The organism is Pyxidicoccus sp. MSG2 (assembly GCF_026626705.1).
Taxonomy (GTDB): Bacteria; Myxococcota; Myxococcia; order Myxococcales; family Myxococcaceae; genus Myxococcus.
Genome location: NZ_JAPNKC010000001.1, coordinates 805,345 through 823,469 on the forward strand (window position 1 = coordinate 805,345; position 18,125 = coordinate 823,469).

At 69.5% G+C, this 18,125-nt stretch carries 16 protein-coding genes; 11 read left to right on the forward strand and 5 right to left on the reverse strand.

Going from position 1 to position 18,125, the window contains the following annotated elements; all coding sequences use genetic code 11:
• Nucleotides 1-68: 68 nt before the first annotated feature.
• From OV427_RS03430 to OV427_RS03460, 7 genes are all read left to right on the forward strand, one after another.
• Nucleotides 69-1,007, forward strand: coding sequence for an AAA family ATPase (locus tag OV427_RS03430; RefSeq protein WP_267854677.1), 939 nt, complete (start codon nt 69-71; stop codon nt 1,005-1,007).
• A 21-nt stretch (nt 1,008-1,028) separates the two neighbouring features.
• On the forward strand, nt 1,029-2,444 hold the full coding sequence (locus OV427_RS03435) for a patatin-like phospholipase family protein (protein WP_267854678.1): 1,416 nt from the start codon (nt 1,029-1,031) through the stop codon (nt 2,442-2,444).
• Between the two features lie 101 nt (nt 2,445-2,545).
• The gene (locus OV427_RS03440; RefSeq protein ID WP_267854679.1) at nt 2,546-3,493 is read left to right on the forward strand and encodes a branched-chain amino acid transaminase; all 948 of its coding nucleotides are present in this window, start codon (nt 2,546-2,548) and stop codon (nt 3,491-3,493) included.
• A gap of 119 nt (nt 3,494-3,612) precedes the next feature.
• A complete protein-coding gene (locus tag OV427_RS03445; protein WP_267854680.1) occupies nt 3,613-4,950 on the forward strand; it encodes an AAA family ATPase in 1,338 nt (445 codons plus the stop codon).
• A 116-nt stretch (nt 4,951-5,066) separates the two neighbouring features.
• A complete protein-coding gene (locus OV427_RS03450; protein WP_163997256.1) occupies nt 5,067-5,909 on the forward strand; it encodes a Fic family protein in 843 nt (280 codons plus the stop codon).
• 393 nt (nt 5,910-6,302) lie between these two features.
• The gene (locus OV427_RS03455) at nt 6,303-7,448 is read left to right on the forward strand and encodes a DHH family phosphoesterase (protein WP_267854681.1); all 1,146 of its coding nucleotides are present in this window, start codon (nt 6,303-6,305) and stop codon (nt 7,446-7,448) included.
• The gene (locus OV427_RS03460; protein ID WP_267854682.1) at nt 7,445-8,590 is read left to right on the forward strand and encodes a cysteine desulfurase family protein; all 1,146 of its coding nucleotides are present in this window, start codon (nt 7,445-7,447) and stop codon (nt 8,588-8,590) included. Before OV427_RS03455 ends, OV427_RS03460 begins: the two co-directional genes overlap by 4 nt.
• A gap of 6 nt (nt 8,591-8,596) precedes the next feature.
• Here OV427_RS03460 and OV427_RS03465 read toward each other — a convergent pair whose 3' ends face one another.
• From OV427_RS03465 to OV427_RS03485, 5 genes are all read right to left on the reverse strand, one after another.
• Nucleotides 8,597-9,679 (reverse strand): hybrid sensor histidine kinase/response regulator, encoded by a 1,083-nt coding sequence (locus OV427_RS03465; RefSeq protein WP_267854683.1) that lies wholly within the window; start codon nt 9,677-9,679, stop codon nt 8,597-8,599.
• Nucleotides 9,676-11,145, reverse strand: a complete 1,470-nt coding sequence (locus OV427_RS03470; protein WP_267854684.1) for an ATPase domain-containing protein — start codon at nt 11,143-11,145, stop codon at nt 9,676-9,678. The genes OV427_RS03465 and OV427_RS03470 overlap by 4 nt, the downstream gene beginning before the upstream one ends.
• A 263-nt stretch (nt 11,146-11,408) precedes the next feature.
• Nucleotides 11,409-11,651: a hypothetical protein gene (locus OV427_RS03475; protein WP_267863598.1), complete on the reverse strand. Its 243-nt coding sequence runs from the start codon at nt 11,649-11,651 to the stop codon at nt 11,409-11,411.
• A 48-nt stretch (nt 11,652-11,699) separates the two neighbouring features.
• Nucleotides 11,700-12,707 carry a serine/threonine-protein kinase gene (locus tag OV427_RS03480; RefSeq protein ID WP_267854685.1) on the reverse strand — a complete coding sequence of 336 codons (1,008 nt, stop codon included), beginning with the start codon at nt 12,705-12,707 and terminating at the stop codon, nt 11,700-11,702.
• A complete protein-coding gene (locus OV427_RS03485; protein WP_267854686.1) occupies nt 12,704-13,663 on the reverse strand; it encodes a tetratricopeptide repeat protein in 960 nt (319 codons plus the stop codon). The genes OV427_RS03480 and OV427_RS03485 overlap by 4 nt, the downstream gene beginning before the upstream one ends.
• Nucleotides 13,664-14,039: 376 nt before the next feature.
• On the opposite strand from OV427_RS03485, the gene OV427_RS03490 reads away from it, so the two are divergent.
• The 4 genes from OV427_RS03490 (at nt 14,040) to OV427_RS03505 (ending at nt 18,067) form a co-directional block, all read left to right on the forward strand.
• On the forward strand, nt 14,040-14,663 hold the full coding sequence (locus tag OV427_RS03490; RefSeq protein ID WP_267854687.1) for a 5-formyltetrahydrofolate cyclo-ligase: 624 nt from the start codon (nt 14,040-14,042) through the stop codon (nt 14,661-14,663).
• Nucleotides 14,660-15,448, forward strand: a complete 789-nt coding sequence (locus tag OV427_RS03495; RefSeq protein WP_324289922.1) for a TIGR00282 family metallophosphoesterase — start codon at nt 14,660-14,662, stop codon at nt 15,446-15,448. Before OV427_RS03490 ends, OV427_RS03495 begins: the two co-directional genes overlap by 4 nt.
• A 59-nt stretch (nt 15,449-15,507) precedes the next feature.
• A complete protein-coding gene (gene tyrS, locus OV427_RS03500) occupies nt 15,508-16,779 on the forward strand; it encodes a tyrosine--tRNA ligase (protein ID WP_267854689.1) in 1,272 nt (423 codons plus the stop codon).
• A gap of 148 nt (nt 16,780-16,927) precedes the next feature.
• Nucleotides 16,928-18,067, forward strand: a complete 1,140-nt coding sequence (locus OV427_RS03505; protein WP_267854690.1) for an EndoU domain-containing protein — start codon at nt 16,928-16,930, stop codon at nt 18,065-18,067.
• Nucleotides 18,068-18,125: the final 58 nt, after the last annotated feature.

The following is an 18,125-nucleotide window of genomic DNA, read 5'->3' on the forward strand; positions in this document are numbered from 1 at the left end:
GGCGGGGGCGCCGGAACCCTGGCATTTTTGCCGCAGTGGGGTGGAGGGCGTCGGTTAAGTTTCCAGGCGTGAGCACCCCTTCGACGGTAGATGGCCGCGGCTTCAGCAGCGTGGCGGACGCGGAAGAGCGCCTGGAGCAGGTGGGCTACCTCTCCTCCCCCGAAATCGCCACCGCGGCCTTCCTCGCGGACCGGATGGACAAGCCCATCCTCGTCGAGGGCCCCGCCGGCGTGGGCAAGACGGAATTGGCCAAGGCGCTCGCCCAGGCCCTGGGCCGCGAGTTCATCCGCCTCCAGTGCTACGAGGGCCTGGACGAGGCCAAGGCGCTGTACGAGTGGGAGTACGCCAAGCAGCTGCTCTACACCCAGCTGCTCAAGGACAAGATTGGCGAGATGGTGGAGGGCGCCCGCACGCTGACCGAGGCCGCGGACAAGCTGGCCTCCAGCGACGCGGTGTTCTTCTCCGAGCGCTTCCTGCTGCCGCGCCCCATCCTCAAGGCCCAGCTCTCCGAGCACCCCGCCCTGCTGCTGGTGGACGAAATCGACAAGGCGGACCCGGAGTTCGAGGCCTTCCTCCTCGAAGTCCTGTCGGACAACGCCGTCACCATCCCCGAGCTGGGCACCTTCCGCGCGAAGCACATCCCCCGCGTCATCCTCACGTCCAACAACGCCCGCGAGCTGTCGGACGCGCTCAAGCGCCGCTGCCTGCACCTGCACATCGACTTCCCGGACCGCGAGCGCGAGCTGCGCATCGTCAGGTCGCGCCTGCCCGGCGTCCCGCAGGTGCTGGCAGAACAGGTGGTGGAAGCCGTCGCCGCCATCCGCACGCTGGACTTGAAGAAGGCGCCCTCCATCAGCGAGACGCTGGACTGGGCGCAGAGCCTGGCCCTGCTCAACGCGGAGCAGCTCACCTCGGACCTGGTGGCCTCCACGCTCAACCTCGTCCTCAAGTACGAGGGCGACATCGAGAAGGCCAAAGCCAACCTCCCGCAGATTGCCCAGGCCTGAGGCACCCGGGACGCCCCGCCCGTGCTGCTGAAGGAACGCTTCCAGATCAATCGGCCGCTCGAGGAGCTGGAGCTCAACCTCGTGCGCGCCACCATGGCCTCCCCGCACCTGCTGGACGCGCGTGAGGAGGCCATCCTGCGCACCGCGCTGTCGCTGGCACGCCTCTACAAGGTGCAGCACGGCGGGCTGGACGTCGGCGTGGGCGCGCTGCTCACCCCTTTTCGCGAAGAGGTGGAGCGGCGCCTGACGCCCGTGCTCGGTGGCCCGCGCCCGCCCACGCGCGACAGGCTGGTGCCCCACGTGCGTGACTTGCGCGAGCACGCCGCGCGGGCCCGGGACGCGGTGGCGCAGCGGCTGCGCGAGCGGGTGCCGGTGGAGGCGCTGGACCGGGAAATCCGCCACAAGGAACTGGTGCTGGTGGCGGGCGGCGGCGGAGGCACCGCGTTCGTCTACCTGGGCGTCATGAGCCTTCTGGACGAGCACGGCCTGGAGCCGAAGCTGATTGCCGGTGCGTCCATGGGGGCCATCCTCGCCATCATGCGCGCGCGCATGGCGCGCTTCGACCCCACGGAGATGATCAACATCGTCCGGGGACTGTCGTTCCGGAAGCTCTTCCGCTTCATCTCCACGGAGAGCCGCTACGGGCTGCCCGCCGCGCTGCGGTTGTTCCTGCGCGCGGGGCTGGGGCGCTTCTTCGGCGCGGGCCCCGAGGGCAGTGGCCTGCGGCTCAAGGACCTTCCCATCCCCACGCTCATCTCCGTGGGTGGCATCCGCCGCGGCATGCTGCCCCGCCCGCTGGAGTACTACGAGCGCCTGCTGGGCACGAGCCCGCTGGGCCTGCTCAACCCCGCGGGCGTGGCCCGGCGCATCCAGGCGGCCATGGGCGCCATGGCGGAGCTGTTCACCCGCCCGGAAATCACCGTCCGCCTCCACCTGGGCGCGGACGACGCCACCGCCGACTTCGACGCGCTGGACGCCGCGGGCTTCTCCTCCGCCCTGCCCGGCGTCATCCACTACGACGTGCTGCGCGAGGACCCGCGCATGCACGGCCTGCTGGACGGGCTGCTGGCGCAACACGGCGTGGCGCGCCTCATCGACGGAGGGCTGGTGGACAACCTGCCCGCGAAGGCCGCGTGGAAGGCCGTGGCGCGCGGGCGCATCGGCACTCGCAACACGCTCATCCTCGGGCTGGACGGCTTCGCGCCCCGGCTGGCCACGCCCTTCTGGCTGCCCCTGCAGCGGCTGGCCGCGATGACCGTGACCCCCAACCTGCCCTACGCACACCACATCAAGCGGTTCTCCCGCACGCTGTCGCCGCTGGAAGTCGTGCCCAACGTGGAGCTGGCCTCGAAGGCCCTGCACCTGGGCCGCAAGGCGCTGGCCGAGGACATGCCCTTCCTGCGCCGCATGCTCACCCCGCTGCCCCCCGTGTTGTGACGCAGCGCGAATCCGTTTTCGTGCTTTGACCTCATAGGGCCGGGCTGGCATGAAGGTCCGGGCAGTCCCATCTTGAAGTCCCCCGCGGAAGGAACCTTCGAATGAGCTCGACCTCGAGTAGCACGTTGCGCGCGGATCAGATCTGGCTCGATGGGAAGATGGTGAAGTGGGACGAGGGCCAGGTCCACGTGATGACGCACGCGCTCCACTACGGGCTCGGCGTCTTCGAGGGCATCCGGGCGTACAAGACGCATGATGGCCGGCTGGCCGTGTTCCGGCTGCGCGAGCACATCCGCCGCCTGCTCGACTCCGCCCACATCATCCAGCTGAAGATGCCCTACTCCGAGGACGAGCTGGTCGAGGCGTGCCTGGAGCTGCTGCGCCGCCAGAAGACGCTGTTCGCCAACGGCGCCTACCTGCGCCCGGTGGCCTTCATGGGCGACGGCGCCATGGGCCTGGGCGCCGTGAATCCCACCCGCGTGTCCGTCACCGCCTGGGACTGGGGCGCGTACCTGGGCGACAAGGGCATGAAGGAGGGCATCCGCGCCAAGGTCAGCTCGTTCACGCGCATGCACGTCAACGTCAACATGGTCCGCGGCAAGATTACGGGCCAGTACGTCAACTCCATCCTCGCCAAGCGCGAGGCCGTCAACGCGGGCTACGACGAGGCCATCCTCCTGGACATCAGCGGCTTCGTGGCCGAGGCGTCCGGCGAGAACATCTTCATGGTGAACAAGAAGGGCATCATCAAGACGCCCCCCCTGTCCTCACCCATCCTGGACGGCATCACCCGCGACACGGTGCTCCAGTTGCTGCGCGACAGCGGCCGCCCGGTGGAGGAGGTGACGTTCACCCGTGACGCCCTCTACATCGGCAATGAGATCTTCTTCACCGGCACCGCCGCCGAAATCACCCCGGTGCGCGAGGTGGACAACCGCACCGTGGGCACCGGCCAGGTCGGCCCCATCAGCAAGTTCGTGCAGGAGACCTACTTCCGCACCGTGCGCGGCCAGGAGCCCCGCTACGCGGAGTGGCTCACCTACGTCTGAGCGACGCTGCCCGCCCCTCTTCCCACCCTGGGGAGGGGGGCCGGCCAGGCGCTCGGGACTACCTGCAATCGAATGTCGGCTGCCCCGTCGTGCGGCGAATGGGCTAGAACGGGGGGTCGATGGCTCCCGCTGGCTACGCGTACGACGACAATCCGTTCAAGCTCGAGAACCCGTCCATCCTCGACATCGCTCCGGCCGAGCCGAAGTCGGTGGAGGAGACGGGGCTCAAGATGGGCCTGCTGGCCGACATCGCCCTGAAGTTCCTGTACTACGCGGGCACCGGCACGGGCATGGCCATCGCCGAGGAGATGCGCCTGCCATGGCCGGGCGTCATCGAGCACGTGGTGGACTTCCTCACCACCGAGAAGCTGGTGGACCTGCGCGGCGGCAAGGGCTTCGGCCGCGCCTCCGTGGAGTTCATCCTCACGGAGAAGGGCCGCGAGTACGCGCGCGACGCGCTCACCCGCACCACCTACGTCGGCCCCGCGCCCGTCCCCATCGAGCAGTACAACGCCCTCATCACCAGCCAGACGGAGGAGACGCCCGTCGTCAGCCAGGAGGAACTGGTGATGGCGCTCAGCCACCTCACCGTCCCCGCCGAGCTGATGGACAAGCTGGGCCCCGCGGTGAACTCGGGCCGCTCGCTGTTCCTCTACGGCCCGCCCGGCAACGGCAAGACGAGCCTCGCCGAGGCCGTCTCCCACATGTTCGGCGGCGAGGTGTACGTCCCGCACTGCCTCGAAATCGGCAATCAGATCATCCAGGTCCATGACCGGCTCATCCACACGCCGGTGTCCCTGGAGAATGGCGGCGACACGTCCGGCCGCCGGCAGACCTTCGAAATGGACAACCGCTGGATGCTCTGCCGCCGGCCCGCCGTCGTCGTGGGCGGCGAGCTGACGCTGGAGACGCTGGACCTCATCTACTCGGAGAGCACCCGCTTCTACGAGGCGCCGTTCCAGGTGAAGGCCAACGGCGGCATGCTCCTCATCGACGACTTCGGCCGCCAGAAGGTCCACCCCACGGACCTGCTCAACCGCTGGATCGTCCCCCTGGAGAAGCGGGTGGACTTCCTCACCCTCCACACGGGCAAGAAGTTCGAGATTCCCTTCGACCAGCTCCTCGTCTTCTCCACCAACCTGGACCCCAAGGAGCTGGTGGACGAGGCCTTCCTCCGCCGCATCAAGTACAAAATCGAGGTCGGAAACCCCGACGAGGAGTCATACCGGGAGATCTTCCGCCGCGTCTGCGAGGCGGCGGGCATCCCCTACGTGGAGCAGGCGGTCACCTACCTCGTCGAGCACTACTACAAGCCCCGCAGCATGGACCTGCGCGCCTGCCACCCTCGGGACCTGGTCTCCCTCATCAAGGACGCCGCCCGCTACCGGCAGATACCGCCAGCGCTCTCCAAGGACCTGCTCGACCAGGCGTGCGAGGTCTTCCTCGTCAATCTGTGATGATTTCGTTGTTCCAACCGCGCGGAATTTCTAGAATCCGCACGCCGTTGTACAGCTCGGCCGCATGCTTCGGATGCCGCCCGCGGCGGACCCGCAGCGAGAAGGAGCCGTAGTCCGTGAAGGAACGCTACCAGGACATCGACGAGAAGAACGAGGCGCTGCGCGAGTACCTCGATATCTACAAGGAAAAGCAGCCGGCGCGCGAGTTCCTCGACAGGCTCGAGATGTCGTGGATCTACCACGACGCGGCTCTGGAGGGCGTCGTCTACACCCACCAGGAGCTGATGGCCGCGCTCTTCCCCGGCCGTACCAACGCGGAAGCGTCCATGATTCCGGTGGTCCTCGAGATCCGGAACCACAAGGCCGTCTGCGACTACATCCGTGAGGAGGCGGCGGGCGCCAAGAAGCAGGCGCAAATCACGCTCACCACCATCAAGCGGATGCACGACCTGTTCCTGGGCAACACGCCCGAGGCACAGACGGAGCGCGCCCGGATGGAGCGGCGCGAGCGCACGGAGAAGGAACTGGCGAAGGAGCGAGACCGCTCCGGGCTGCGCAAGGACATGCCGCTGCACCGCACGTACTTCCACGACATCTCCCAGCCCGCCAAGATTCAGGGCGAGCTGGAGAAGCTGGTGGACTACACGGCGAGCGCGGAGTTCCGCGAATTCCACCCCATCAAGCAGGCCGCCACCGTGCAGCACCGGTTCCTGCAGATCTTCCCCTTCACCGAGCACAGCGGGAAGGTGGGGCGCATGTGCAGCAACCTCATCCTCGTGCGCAATGGCTACATGCCGGCCATCATCCACTCCATCGACCGGCAGCGGTACTACGAGTCCTTCCGGGGACCCGTGGCCGCGTTCCGCACGGTGTTGATGGACGCCATGGAGAACTCGCTCGACAACGGCGTGAAGTTCTTCAAGGACCTCGCCCGCAAGTACAAGGCCATCAACAGCTAGCGCCTTGCCATCCGGCCGCAGTGCTCTCCGTGCGCAGGTGCGCCGGGAGCCGCGGCTCGGGGGCCCGGGCACCTGCCACCTGTTCGCCACAGGTCACGAATTGTCCACCGTACTCGGGTACGAGTCCGTCATGGATGGGTGCGACCGCCTGGTGGGCCTGTCCCGGGTGCGCTGTTTCCCCCTGAACGACTGCAAAAACCCCTGGGATGTCGCGTGGATCGCCACGCTGAGCCCGCCAGGGGGGCGATCGGGCTCACGGCCTTCCGCCGCCTCGTGAAGGACGCGCGCGTCGTCGACACCATTGGTGTGCTGGAGACACCGTTTCCAGAACGTTATGGGGAGAACATCCGGCTTCTCGAATCCCTCGGCCGGAGGAAGTAAAGAAGAGCACCCATGCCTGTGACCCACTCCTTCAACAGCCGCCGCGGTAACGGAGCCCCCGGGGTCGTCCCCGGTGGCCCCCCGGGAGGCGAGCTGTCGGAGCCTCCGCCACCACGACTCGCCACGTTGCCCGCGCGCGACAAGCTGGAGCGGCTCCTCCGTGTGGCGAAGGGCCACAAGAAGGCCCTCATCCTCACTCACGACAATCCGGATCCGGACTCCATGGCGGCGGCGGTGGCGCTCGCCCAGTTGCTGGAGCGCAGGGCGAACATGGAGGCCCACGTCGGCTACGGCGGCATCATCGGCCGGGCGGAGAACATCGCCTTCGTGAAGGTGCTGCGCCTGCCGATTTCGCACGTGTCGCAGATTGACTTCGACGACTACGACCTCTTCGGCCTCGTGGACACGCAGCCCAAGGTGGGCAACCACTCGCTGCCGGCGAAGCTGGAAGCGCACATCGTCGTGGACCACCACCCGCTGCGCGAGGAGAGCCTGCAGTCGCCCTTCGCCGACGTGGGCGGTGACTTCGGCGCCACGTCCACCATGCTGGTGGAGTACCTGCGCGCGGCGCGGCTGGAGCCCTCCGAGGAGGTGGCCACCGCCCTCTTCTACGGCCTCAAGGCGGACACGCGAGACCTGGGCCGCGAGACGACGCAGACGGACGTGGACAGCTACCTGTGGCTGTTCCCGCGCATGGACAAGTCGATGCTCGCGCAGATCGAGCACCCGGAGCTGCCGGCGCGGTACTTCCAGCTGTACCACACGGCCTTCGAGCGGGCGAAGGTGTACGGCACCGCCATCATCACGGATTTGGAGGAGGTCTACTCCCCGGACATGGTGGCGGAAGTGGCGGAGAGGCTGATGTTCCTCGAGGGCACGAAGTGGTCGCTCGCCTTCGGCACCTACCGCAACCAGCTCTACATGAGCCTGCGGGTGAAGGACCGGCGGATGAACGCGGGCCGCCTCATCCGCGAAATCTTCGAGGACTACGGCGGCTCCTCGGGAGGCCACGGCAGCATGGCGGGCGCGCGGCTGCCGCTGTCCGGCAAGGCGGCGCAGCGCAAGGCGCTCAAGCGCGAGCTGGTGAATCGCTTCAAGGAAGCCTTTGGCGTCGCGGGCGAGCGGCCCGTGTCGCTGCTGTGCGCGCAGGACACGTGATCTACTGGGACTACAACGCCGCCGCTCCGGTGCGTCCGGAGGTGGCGGCGCTCCTGGCCCGCGCCTTCTCCCAGGGCGGCTTCGGCAACGCCTCCAGCGTGCACCAGGGCGGCCGCGACGCGCGCGCGAGGCTGGACGCCGCCCGCGCGAAGGTGGCCCGCGTGCTGGGCTGCGAGCCGAAGGAAATCACCTTCACCGGCTCCGGCAGCGAGGCGGACGCGCTGGCCCTCGTCGGCGCCTTCCACGCCAGGCCCGTGCCCGAGCGCCGCCGCGTGGTGACGTCCGCGGTGGAGCACCCCGCCCTGCTGGGCGCGGTGGCGCAACTGGAGCGCGAGGGCGCCAGCGTGGTGCGGCTGGCCCCCGGGCCGGATGGCCGCGTGCGCGCCGAAGACGTGCTGGCCGCGCTCACGCCGGACACGGCCCTGTGCTCGCTGATGTGGGCCAACAACGAGACGGGCGTGGTACAGCCCGCGGCCGAAGTCGCACGCGCATGCCGGCAGCGAGGCGTGCTCTTCCACACGGACGCGGTGCAGGCGGCGGGCAAGGTGCCGCTGTCGCTGCGCGAGGTGGACGCGGACCTGCTCTCCCTGTCCGCGCACAAGTTCGGCGGCCCGCCGGGCGTGGGCGTGCTGGTGGTGCGCAAGGGCGTGGACGTGCGGGCGCTGACGCCGGGCCACCAGGAGGGCGGACGCCGCGGGGGGACGCAGAACGTGCCCTACGCGGAGGCCCTCGCCCTGGCGCTGGAGCTGGCCGCCGGGGAGCTGTCGGAAGTCTCCGCGCGCGTGGGTGCGCTGCGCGACGCCTTCGAGCGCGAGGCCCTCGCGAGCCTCTCCGGCGTGGAGGTGAATGGCGCCGGGGCGCCGCGCGTGCCCAACACCAGCAACCTGCGCTTCGACGGCGTGGAGGGCGAGGCACTGCTCATGGCGTTGGACCTGGACGGCATCTGCGTGTCCACCGGCGCGGCCTGCGCGTCGGGGACGCTGACGCCTTCGCACGTGCTGCGGGCCATGGGCCTGTCGGCGACCCAGGCGCGCGGCAGCCTGCGCTTCAGCCTGGGCCCGTCCACCTCCGAGGTGGAGGTGGAGCGGGTGATCCAGGCGCTCCGCCAGCACGTGCCGAAGGTGCGCGCGCTGGCGGGGTAGCGGCCGTCAGTGCCGCAGCGGCAGCCGGAGCAGGAAGGTGGAGCCCTCGCCTCGCGAGGAGCGCACCGACAGCGAGCCGCCGTGCAGCCGCGCCAGCTGCGAGGCGATGAACAGGCCCAGGCCGTGGCCGCGGTCCGGGTTGTCGTCGGCCCGCTGGAAGCGGTCGAAGATGTTGGGCAGCTCCGAGGCGGGGATGCCCGCGCCCCAGTCTCGCACGTGGATGACGGCCAGCCCGGGGCTCAACCCCAGGCCCAGCTCCACCCGCTTCCGCTCGCCGCAGTACTTCACCGCGTTGGAGAGCAGGTTGTTGAGCACCTGCCGCACCCGCTCGGCGTCGAAGGAGACCAGCACCGGGTCGCGGGTACCCGTCAGCAGGAACTCCACATGAGGCTCCAGCTCGCGCCACTCGCTCACGACCTCGGTGAGGAACGGGACGATGTCGCAGTACGCCGTCCGCAGCTCCACCTTCCCCTCGGACAGGCGCCCCGCGTCGAGGATGGAGGTGATGAGCTGGTTCATCCGGTCCAGCTGGCGGAGCACGGCCTCCGCGGACCTGCACTCGGCCTCCGCGCCCCGCTGCGCCACCTTGCGCAGCAGGACCTGGGCGTTGAGCCGGGCCGAGCTCAGCGGCGTCTTCAGCTCGTGCGCCACCCAGTTGATCAGCTCCTCGCGCGCCGCCCCGGATGCCGGCCGGGACTCACGCATGGCCCCGTGCCCGGGGGGACGTGGCTCGGAAGGAGTCCGCGAGCGAAGCGCCGCCGTGACGGCCTGCTCGAAGCTCGACAGGTCCACGGGCTTGGCCAGGAAGGTGTCGGCCTCCTCGCGCCCGACGGGCCGCGCCGCGCTCAAGAGCACGAAGGGCACGGTGGACAGGTGGGGCTCCTCGCGCAGCGCGCGCAGCAACTCCATGCCCGTGCGCCGCGGCATCATGTGGTCGCTGACCACCAGGTCCGGCGGCTCGGTGCGCGCCAACGTGAGCGCCTCCTCGCCGTTGTGCGCCCGCACCGCGCGGTGGCCGAGCCCCTCCACCACCTCGGCGAAGATTTCCAGCAGCGCCTCTTCGTCTTCCGCGATGAGGACGAGACTCATTCCGCGGACCCGATGCTCGTGCCCAGCGGCCTCGCCTGCCCCGTCAGGAGCCCCTCCGCGGAGCGCATGGGCGACTTGACCTTCATCCCCGTGTCGGCGATCTCGAACTCCCGCAGGTCATTGTCGTACTTGCTGTCGCGCATCTTGAGGACGGACAGGATGCGGTGGATGCGCCCGCGCAGCTCCACGTAGCGCAGGAGCAGCAGGTTCTCCCCGAGGATGGCGATGGGCGCGTCGCTGAAGTCCAGCTCGGTGCCCGCCACCTTCGGCACCTCCCGGGTGAACAGGGTGGAAACCTCCGCGACCCGCAGGCGCAACGCCAGCGAGGCGAAGAACGTGCGCCGCCGGTCCCGGTCGTCGATGGACTCCTCCAGGGAGGTGAGCCCGTCGATGACCAACCGCTTCACTCCCAGGCGTGAGACCTCCGCGAGGACGCGGTCCACGATGAGGTCGGCCTCCGCCTCCATGGGCGGCACGTTCATGAACGAGAGCAGGCCGCTCTTCACGTGCTGCCCCATCTCCAGGCCGATACGCCGCGCCCGGTTGCTGAGCGAGGCCGGCGAGTCGAAGAAGGAGACGAAGAGGGACGGCTGCGAGCGGCGGGCACCCTCCACCGCGAAGTGCGCGGCGAGCAGCGTCTTGCCGATGCCCATGCTCCCCGCGACCATGGTGGCGCTGTGCAGTGGCAGGCCCCCCTCCATCAGCACGTCCAGCTCCGGCAGCCCGAAGCTGGCGCGGCCCTCGGGCGGCGCCTCGTCCTTCATGTCGGGGACTTGCGCCTCCAGGCGGGGGATGAACCGCACCCCGTCCTCGTCGATGCGCATCAGGTGCTCACCGGTGAGGTGCGGCCGGCCGCGCAGCTTCACCACCTCCACGCGTCGCAGGCGGCGCGCGGACCGCTTGTTGACCGACAGGGAGACGACGCCGTCCACGGTGGTGGCTTCCGGCAGCGTCAGCAGCTTCTCCAGCGGATACTCCGTGGTGAAGAGCCCCACGCAGTCCGCCGCCGCCAGACCGATGCCCAGCTCGTAGAGGAACTCGCGCAGCCGCGCCTCGTCCTGCCAGAGGTCGCGAATGGCGCGCAGCCCGTCGATGAAGAGCAGCTTCGCGCCCCGCTTGCGCACCGTCTGCATGAGCAGGTCCCGCGTCTCGCGCGCCCCCTGCTTCAGGGTGGAGTAGGCGCTCATCACGAAGAGCCTCTCGTCGAGCAGCTCCCGCCGGAAGAAGGAGAAGCCGGCCAGCTCGCTGACCAGCTTGTCGTGCGGCTCGGAGGTGACGGTGGCCACCACCACCGGCAGTCCCCGCGACGCCGCGAGGAAGGCCACCTGGCTGCACAAGACCGTCTTTCCGCAACCCGGGTCGCCCGTCACGATGACGGACTGGCGCCGGGGGATGCCACCACCGAGGAGCCTGTCGAAGCTGGGGATACCGGTCTCGAAGAGCGGCCCCGAACGGCTGCTGTCCATCTGTCATGTCCATCGAGCGGCGGGGTACGACGCGCGGCTCCGCAGCTCGGAAGAGGGCGCGTGGAGGGTGGGTATCAGGGGGATGCCCGAAGCACGGGAGCTAACAACTGGGGGGCACGACTCCAAGGCCCTGCCCTGGCACGAAGAGGCGGGTGCCCGCTCCAATGCTCAATGCCAGACATGCGCTCCAGAGCCGGGGATGCAGGCTCCCGCATCCACCGCGCTCCCGGTGCAGGACTTCCTTCACGGCCAGGCCGGGCGCCCTACCACTCCTGCTCGGGGATGGACTGCTCGCGCACTTCTTCGTCGGGCTGGCCGTAGCCGGGCATTCCATCCTCCCGGGCCTCGTCCGCCTTGGAGGGCCGGCGGGGCGCCTCTTGCTGCGTCTTGCGCTCGGGCGCGTCCTGCTCGGGCTTCGGCTGCTTGGGCTCGGTGGCCATCGCTCTCCTCCCCTGCGCGGCTTCGCGCGCGGGAGGAAATGTCGTCATCTCCGCGGCGGGCCGCATGGGTGCCTCCCTCCCGCGGCGGGCAGGCAGCCGAGGAGCCGCCCCCGCCTACCCCGCGCTCGAGCCCGGAGTCCCCGTCGCGGGGGCCGCGCCGCCCGGCGAGGACGACGAGGGCACGTCGTCGCTGGCGCCGAAGAGGCCGCGCACCACGGCGGCGATGGCCAGGGGCGTGCCCACGCGCTCGTCGTAATGGGGCGTGAGCGCCTGGGCGAACTCCTCGGCCGAGGGGAAGCGCTCCTCGGGATGCTTGGAGAAGGCGCGGTCCACCACGGCCTCCAGCGCCTCGGGCACCTCCGGGCGCAATTCGCGCAGCGGGCGGTACTGGCGGGACCAGATGGCGGCGAAGACCTCGTCCGGCGAGCCGCCCACGAAGGGCCGCTCCAGCGTCAGCAACTCGTAGAGCACCACCGTGGCGGCCCAGAGGTCGGCGGCGGGGTTGACCTCGCCGAGCAACGACTCCGGGGACAGGTAGTACGGCTTGCCCAGCACCTCGCCGCCCTGCAGCTTGCCGTCCACCAGCACGCGCGACACGCCAAAGTCGCCCAGCTTGATTTCTCCCACGCGGGAGATGAACAGGTTGGAGGGGGACACATCGCAGTGGACGATGCCCAGCGGCTCGCCCGTCGGCCCGGTGGCGGTGTGCGCGTACGCGAGCGCCTCCAACAGCACCTTGCCCAGGTACACCGCGAAGTCCAGCGGCAGGGGGATGCCGCGCACCTTGCAGCGCCGGAGAATCTGGCCCAGGTCTCGCCCGTCCACCAGCTCCATGACGATGAAGTAGATGCCCTCCAGCACGCCGGCATCCAGCACCGTGACGATGTTGGGGTGGTGCAGCTGCTTGGACAGCTGCGCCTCGCGGGCGAAGAGGGACACCGAGGCGGGGTCTCTCGTCAGCGCCGGCAACAGCCGCTTGAGCGCCACCGTCCAGCCCTCGCGAGGGCCGGCCAGCACGCGCGCGCGGTACACCTCCGCCATGCCGCCCTTGCCGAGCACGGAGAGGATTTCGTAGTTGCCGAAGACCCGGGTGGTCTTCCCTGGAGCGGGCGGCTGGCTCACGGGATGGTGCTTCCGGACCCCAGCGCCTCGCGGCCGGGTGCCCGCTTGCGGTTGCGCTGCTGAAGCAGCGCTTCGATGTCCTCCTTCAGCGCGGCCTCCGGCACGGCCTCCGCGGGCCGGTTCCCCGGCGCCCAGCCCAGCTCCATGGCCCGGCGCAACGCTTCCCGGGCGCGGGGGCGCTTCCTGTCCCGCAGGTGCGCGTAGGCCAGCCACAGTTGCACGTCCGGCCGGTTCGACGTGCGCATGCGCTCCAGCGTCGTCAGGGCACCGGGCACGTTCCCCAGCTCCAGCTGGCAGGCCGCGAGCCCCACCACCGCCGCGGGGTTGCGGTCATCCGTCGCCAGCACGTATTCGAAGTGCCGCTGCGCCGCCGCGTGGTTGCCGGCCGCGAGCTGCCGCAGCCCCTCATCCAGCGACGGCACTCCCGCCTCCGGCGCACGCCGGGCCTCCGCGGCAGGCGCCGCCGCGCTCGCACTCTTCGGCGCGGGGGCGGCGGCCTCCTCGTCGGCCGCTTCCGGCTCGCCGTCCTGGGAGTCGTCCTGCGAGGCCGTGGACCTCAGCAAGAGCAGCAGGCCGTCCTTCAGCGCCGGAGAGCGGCAGCCCTTGGGCGGCTGGACCAGCGCGCTCAGCACCCGGTCATACGCGTTGATGAAGAAGAGCGCGGGGTGGCTCTCCCGCTCCATGCAGCTCGGCCCCGTCTGGCACAGCAGCACGCTGCCCACCAGCACGTGGCCCTGCAGCTCGCCCTTCACCACCTGCGTGCCGGGCTCGAAGCCGCAGGCGCCGCCCTTCCCGGTGGCCGTGCCAATCACCTGCTCGCCCTCGGTGCGGAACTCCACCGGGCCGTACATATCCCCCAGGTAGGGGCCGGACACGGTCGGCCCCGCCCATGCGAGGCCGGAGGCGACGACGGAAAGAACCGTCGCGAGTGCCTTGTTGGAAAGCGCGGGCGGCATGTGCGGGAGTCTTTTCATCATAGAAGCCGCGAGGCTGCCTTGTAAACGCACGAGGAAGCCTTGACCCCGCCGCCCCCCGTCCTTATCATTTCCCCAGACTCTTACGGGTTTTCCCAATAGATTCGAGGACTTGGTAGCACTGTAGCTTTGTTACAAAGGCTGTCCCCTGCGGGGCGCGTGATGCCCAGCAGAAATTCGAACCGATACGTCCATTCCGGGGTCCGTTTCGGTCGCCATGTGCAAGCCCTCCCTCCTCACGGGGGATGAGGGAAGCCTGCGGCGGCATGATTTCGGTTCCCACCTGGCTTTCAGAGGGTTCAATGGACGCTGGGCACACGGCCATGCGGCGGGGGACTTTTTCTGCGGAGCGGCGGCGGTGAGCGAGACGGTGGTGGAAGAGGCGGCGGCGAGGAAGCAGACGCTGCGTGAAGAGTTGACGGCGCGCCGCAAGGCGATGACGCCGGACATCATCGACACGCGGGGTCTCAAGGTTCAGTCTCGGTTTCTGGCAGCTCCGTATTATCAGAAGGCGAGAACGGTAGCCTTGTATGCCCCGATTCGGGGCGAGGTGCCCACGCGGGACATTTTGATTGCGGCGTTGCAGGACGACAAAATCGTCTGCTACCCGCTGTCCCACGTCCACGGGCGCATCCTCTCATTCAGGGCCATCAAGTCGGAGAGCGAGCTGGAGCCGGGACGGTTGGGGGTCAGGGAGCCAAGCAACTCCTCGGACCTCATCCCGGTGGACCAGATAGACCTCTTCGTGGTGCCGGGCCTGGGGTTCACCCGGGACGGCAAGCGGCTGGGGCGCGGGGGCGGCTATTACGACGCCACCCTCCGTGCGGCCAGCCAACGCAGTCGCCGGGTGGGTCTGGCCTTCAATGACCAGGTCGTCCAGGTGCTGCCCACCACGACGGATGACGTGGACATGGATCTCATCGTGACGGAGTCCGAGTCGCTGCGGGGCCTGTACCGCGACTGGGACTTCCTGGATACGTGAGGGTCCTCTTCATGGGAGACGTCGTGGGCCGCCCGGGACTCCAGGCGGTCCGCACGCTCCTGCCGCGTCTCGTGTCCGAGCACGGGGTGGACCTGTGCGTGGCCAACGCGGAGAACAGCGAGGGCGGTGCCGGCATCAGCGCGGAGACCGCCACGTACCTGCTCGACAGCGGCATCAAGCTGCTGACGAGCGGGAACCATTTCTACTCGAAGAAGGCCATCCTCCCCTGGGTGAAGGAGCATCCGGACCTGCTGCTGCGTCCGGCGAACTACCCCAAGGGGACGCCGGGGCGCGGGCACGGGTTGGTGCGGCTCGCGGACGGCCGGGCCCTGGGCGTCATCAACCTGGAGGGGCGCGTCTTCATGCGCACCGAGGACAGCCCCTTCGAGGTGGTGCTGCCCCTGGTGGAGGAGCTGCGCAAGGAGACGCCCTGCATCCTGGTGGACATGCACTGCGAGGCGAGCAGCGAGAAGAACGCCATGGGCGTGCACCTGGACGGCAAGGTGTCCGCGGTGGTGGGCACGCACACGCACGTGCAGACGGCGGATGAGCGGATCCTCCCCGGCGGCACGGCCTTCATCACCGACGTGGGCATGTGTGGCCCGCTGGACTCCGTCATCGGCATGAAGAAGGAGTCCTCGCTGGCGCGCTTCCGCGGGGAGAAGGCGCCCTACGAGGTGGCGGAGAAGCTGGTGTACCTGCAGGGCGTCGTCATCGACATCGACGACACGACGGGCCGGCCCCGGAGCATCGAGCGGGTGCGCCAGCGCCTGCCGGGCACCTGAGCGCCCTCGCGGAGGAAGTGCCGCCACGGGCGGTGCAAATCGGGTAGGTTTCGCGCGCCATGAACACGGACGCGCTGCGCAAGGCGACCCCCGAGGAGCAGTTCGAAGAAGTCACCCGAGGCACCGTGGACATCCAGGTGCCCGAGGAGCTGAAGAAGAAGCTCCAGCGCTCGTATGACACGGGCAAGCCGTTGGTCATCAAGGCGGGGTTCGATCCGAGCCGGCCTGATTTGCACCTCGGCCACTCGCTCCTGCTGACGCGCATGCGGCGCTTCCAGGACTTCGGGCACACGGTGGTGTTCCTCATCGGCGACTTCACGGCGCTCATCGGCGACCCGACGGGCCGCAACGCCACGCGCCCGGCGCTCACGCGCGACGAGGTGAAGGCCAACGCGGAGACGTACAAGCAGCAGGTCTTCAAGGTGCTGGACGCGGACAAGACGCTGGTGCGCTTCAACTCCACCTGGCTGGACGCGCTGGGCACGGAGGGGATGATCCGCCTGGCGGCGCGCTACTCGGTGCAGCGCATGCTGGAGCGCGACGACTTCAAGAAGCGCTTCCGGGAGAACGTCTCCATCTCGCTGCACGAGTTCATGTACCCGCTCTTGCAGGGGTACGACTCGGTGGCGCTGAAGTCGGACGTGGAGCTGGGCGCGACGGATCAGCTCTTCAACCTGCTCGTGGGCCGCCAGCTCATGAAGGAGGAAGGGCTGGAGCCGCAGGTCATCATGACCGGCCCCATCCTGGAGGGGCTCAACGCGAAGCTGGTCGACGGCAAGATCGTCGGCGACAAGATGTCCAAGAGCCTGGACAACTACGTGGGCATCGACGAGCCGCCGGAGACCATCTTCGGCAAGCTGATGAGCATCACCGATGACCTGATGTGGCGGTACCTGGAGCTGCTCTCGGCGAAGACGCTGAAGGAGCTCGCGGAGATGCGCGCGAAGGTCCAGGGCGGCGAGCTGCACCCCATGACGGTGAAGAAGGACTTCGCCCGGGAGATGGCGGTGCGCTTCCACGGCGAGGACGGCGGCCGCAAGGCGGTGGAGGCCTGGGACAACCTCAAGAAGGAGGCGCCGCAGGCGAGTCTGGAGCTGGTGGAGGTGTCACTGGCCGGGGCGGAGAAGCAGCTCCTGTTCAAGCTCTTGCCGGAGACGAAGCTGGTGGCCTCGGCGACGAAGGCCCGCGAGGCGATGGCCCAGGGCAGCGTGCGCGTCAACGGCGAGAAGGTGACGGACCTGAAGGCCGAGTACGGCGCGGGCGAGTACACCGTGCAGGTGGGCAAGGCGCGCACGGACAAGCCGAACTCCGTGCGCCTGAAGCTCACCTGAGCCTGACGCCCGCCTGACCCCGTCTGCCTGCCCTCGGGTGACGCCCGGTTGAATGCCGGGCGGGGAAGGGCCGTCCCAAGCGCCAACCCCGTCCAAGAGGGTCGCTCCTCCCGAGCGACTGACGGGCCGCTGTAGACTCCCGCGCGCCATGCGTCTTCCCCTCCCCTTCCTTGCCCTCTGCCTCGTCACCGCCCTCCCCGCCCTGGCGGGCCCGGGGGCCTTCGTGTCCGAAGTCCGCGTGGACGCGGTGGAACAGCCCGAGTCGACGCGGGTGGTCTTCACGGTAGAGCCCGGCACCTCGTACCCGCTCCTGAAGAAGGGCGGCCCCAATCGGACGTGGTGCAAGCTGAAGGGCCCGTCCTCGGAAGGCTGGGTGCTGTGCGAGGGCGCGCCGGAAGCCGCCGCCCCCCGTGCCCCGAGCCCCGCGGAATTGGCCGCTGCGGACCGCGCCAACTCCGAGCAGCAGGCCCGGGGCAAGGCGGAGCAGCAGGCCCGCATCGCCGCCATGGCGAAGCCGGAGACGGGGGCCGACGAGGAGCGCGGCGACATCCAACCCACCTCCTCGCGCGGGGCCACGGTTCGAGTGACCTGGAAGCCTGCCACGGGCTGCGCGACGACGTGTGAGACGAAGCCCCTGTTCGGCAAGCAGCCGACGCTGACGCCAATGGACCGCGAGGTGCTGGACCTGTGCCCCGCGCGTCCGGACGTGAGCGTGGGCGCGGGGGACGTGCAGCGCTTCTTCTCGCGGTACTACGACGACCCGCGCATCCAGCGGGCGCTGTCCGTCGCCGGGCGGCCGGGCTCGCGGCAGGGCAACCTCGAGTGGCTCACGGGGTTGTGGGTGAGCACCGGCCCGCGCAACGCCTTCACGCACGTGTTCTGCGGGGACGACTGGGAGCGCGGCCCCATTGGCGGGCTGCACTTCCTGCCGCGCTACGCGCAGCTCGAAGCAGAGGGGAAGCTCTGCTACGCCGGCCCCGCCCGCGGGAGCAGCGCGACGAAGGGCGACAACTACTTCATCCGCTACCGGGGCGTGGCCCCCTGGTCCTGCGGCGAGAAGAGGACGGGCGGCTTCTCGCGCGTGACGGACGCGGTGCAGATGGTGGCCATCGGCACGCGGGCCTTCGCGAAGTGCTGCGCGCGTGGCGGCGCGAAGAAGGAGGGTGGCGTCTACTCCGCGCCCGACCTGGGCGGCGCCTCGTGGCGCATCTGGTGCGGCACGCGCAACGGCACCTACGGCATCGCCTCGCTGCACCCCACCGACGAAGCCGCCACCTGCGGCGACTGACGCACCGCACGCTCGCGGCCACGCCGGAGGAGCGCGGCTGGCTCCTCGCGCGGTGGCG

Excerpts from the sequence above, each read along its gene's own strand:
- OV427_RS03465 (WP_267854683.1), bottom strand. The coding sequence starts at position 9,679 with ATGAGTCTCGTCCTCATCGCGGAAGACGAAGAGGCGCTGCTGGAAATC.
- OV427_RS03440 (WP_267854679.1), top strand. The coding sequence starts at position 2,546 with ATGAGCTCGACCTCGAGTAGCACGTTGCGCGCGGATCAGATCTGGCTC.
- tyrS (WP_267854689.1), top strand. The coding sequence starts at position 15,508 with ATGAACACGGACGCGCTGCGCAAGGCGACCCCCGAGGAGCAGTTCGAA.
- OV427_RS03485 (WP_267854686.1), bottom strand. The coding sequence starts at position 13,663 with ATGCCGCCCGCGCTTTCCAACAAGGCACTCGCGACGGTTCTTTCCGTC.
- OV427_RS03505 (WP_267854690.1), top strand. The coding sequence starts at position 16,928 with ATGCGTCTTCCCCTCCCCTTCCTTGCCCTCTGCCTCGTCACCGCCCTC.
- OV427_RS03470 (WP_267854684.1), bottom strand. The coding sequence starts at position 11,145 with ATGGACAGCAGCCGTTCGGGGCCGCTCTTCGAGACCGGTATCCCCAGC.
- OV427_RS03445 (WP_267854680.1), top strand. The coding sequence starts at position 3,613 with ATGGCTCCCGCTGGCTACGCGTACGACGACAATCCGTTCAAGCTCGAG.
- OV427_RS03455 (WP_267854681.1), top strand. The coding sequence starts at position 6,303 with ATGCCTGTGACCCACTCCTTCAACAGCCGCCGCGGTAACGGAGCCCCC.
- OV427_RS03475 (WP_267863598.1), bottom strand. The coding sequence starts at position 11,651 with ATGCGGCCCGCCGCGGAGATGACGACATTTCCTCCCGCGCGCGAAGCC.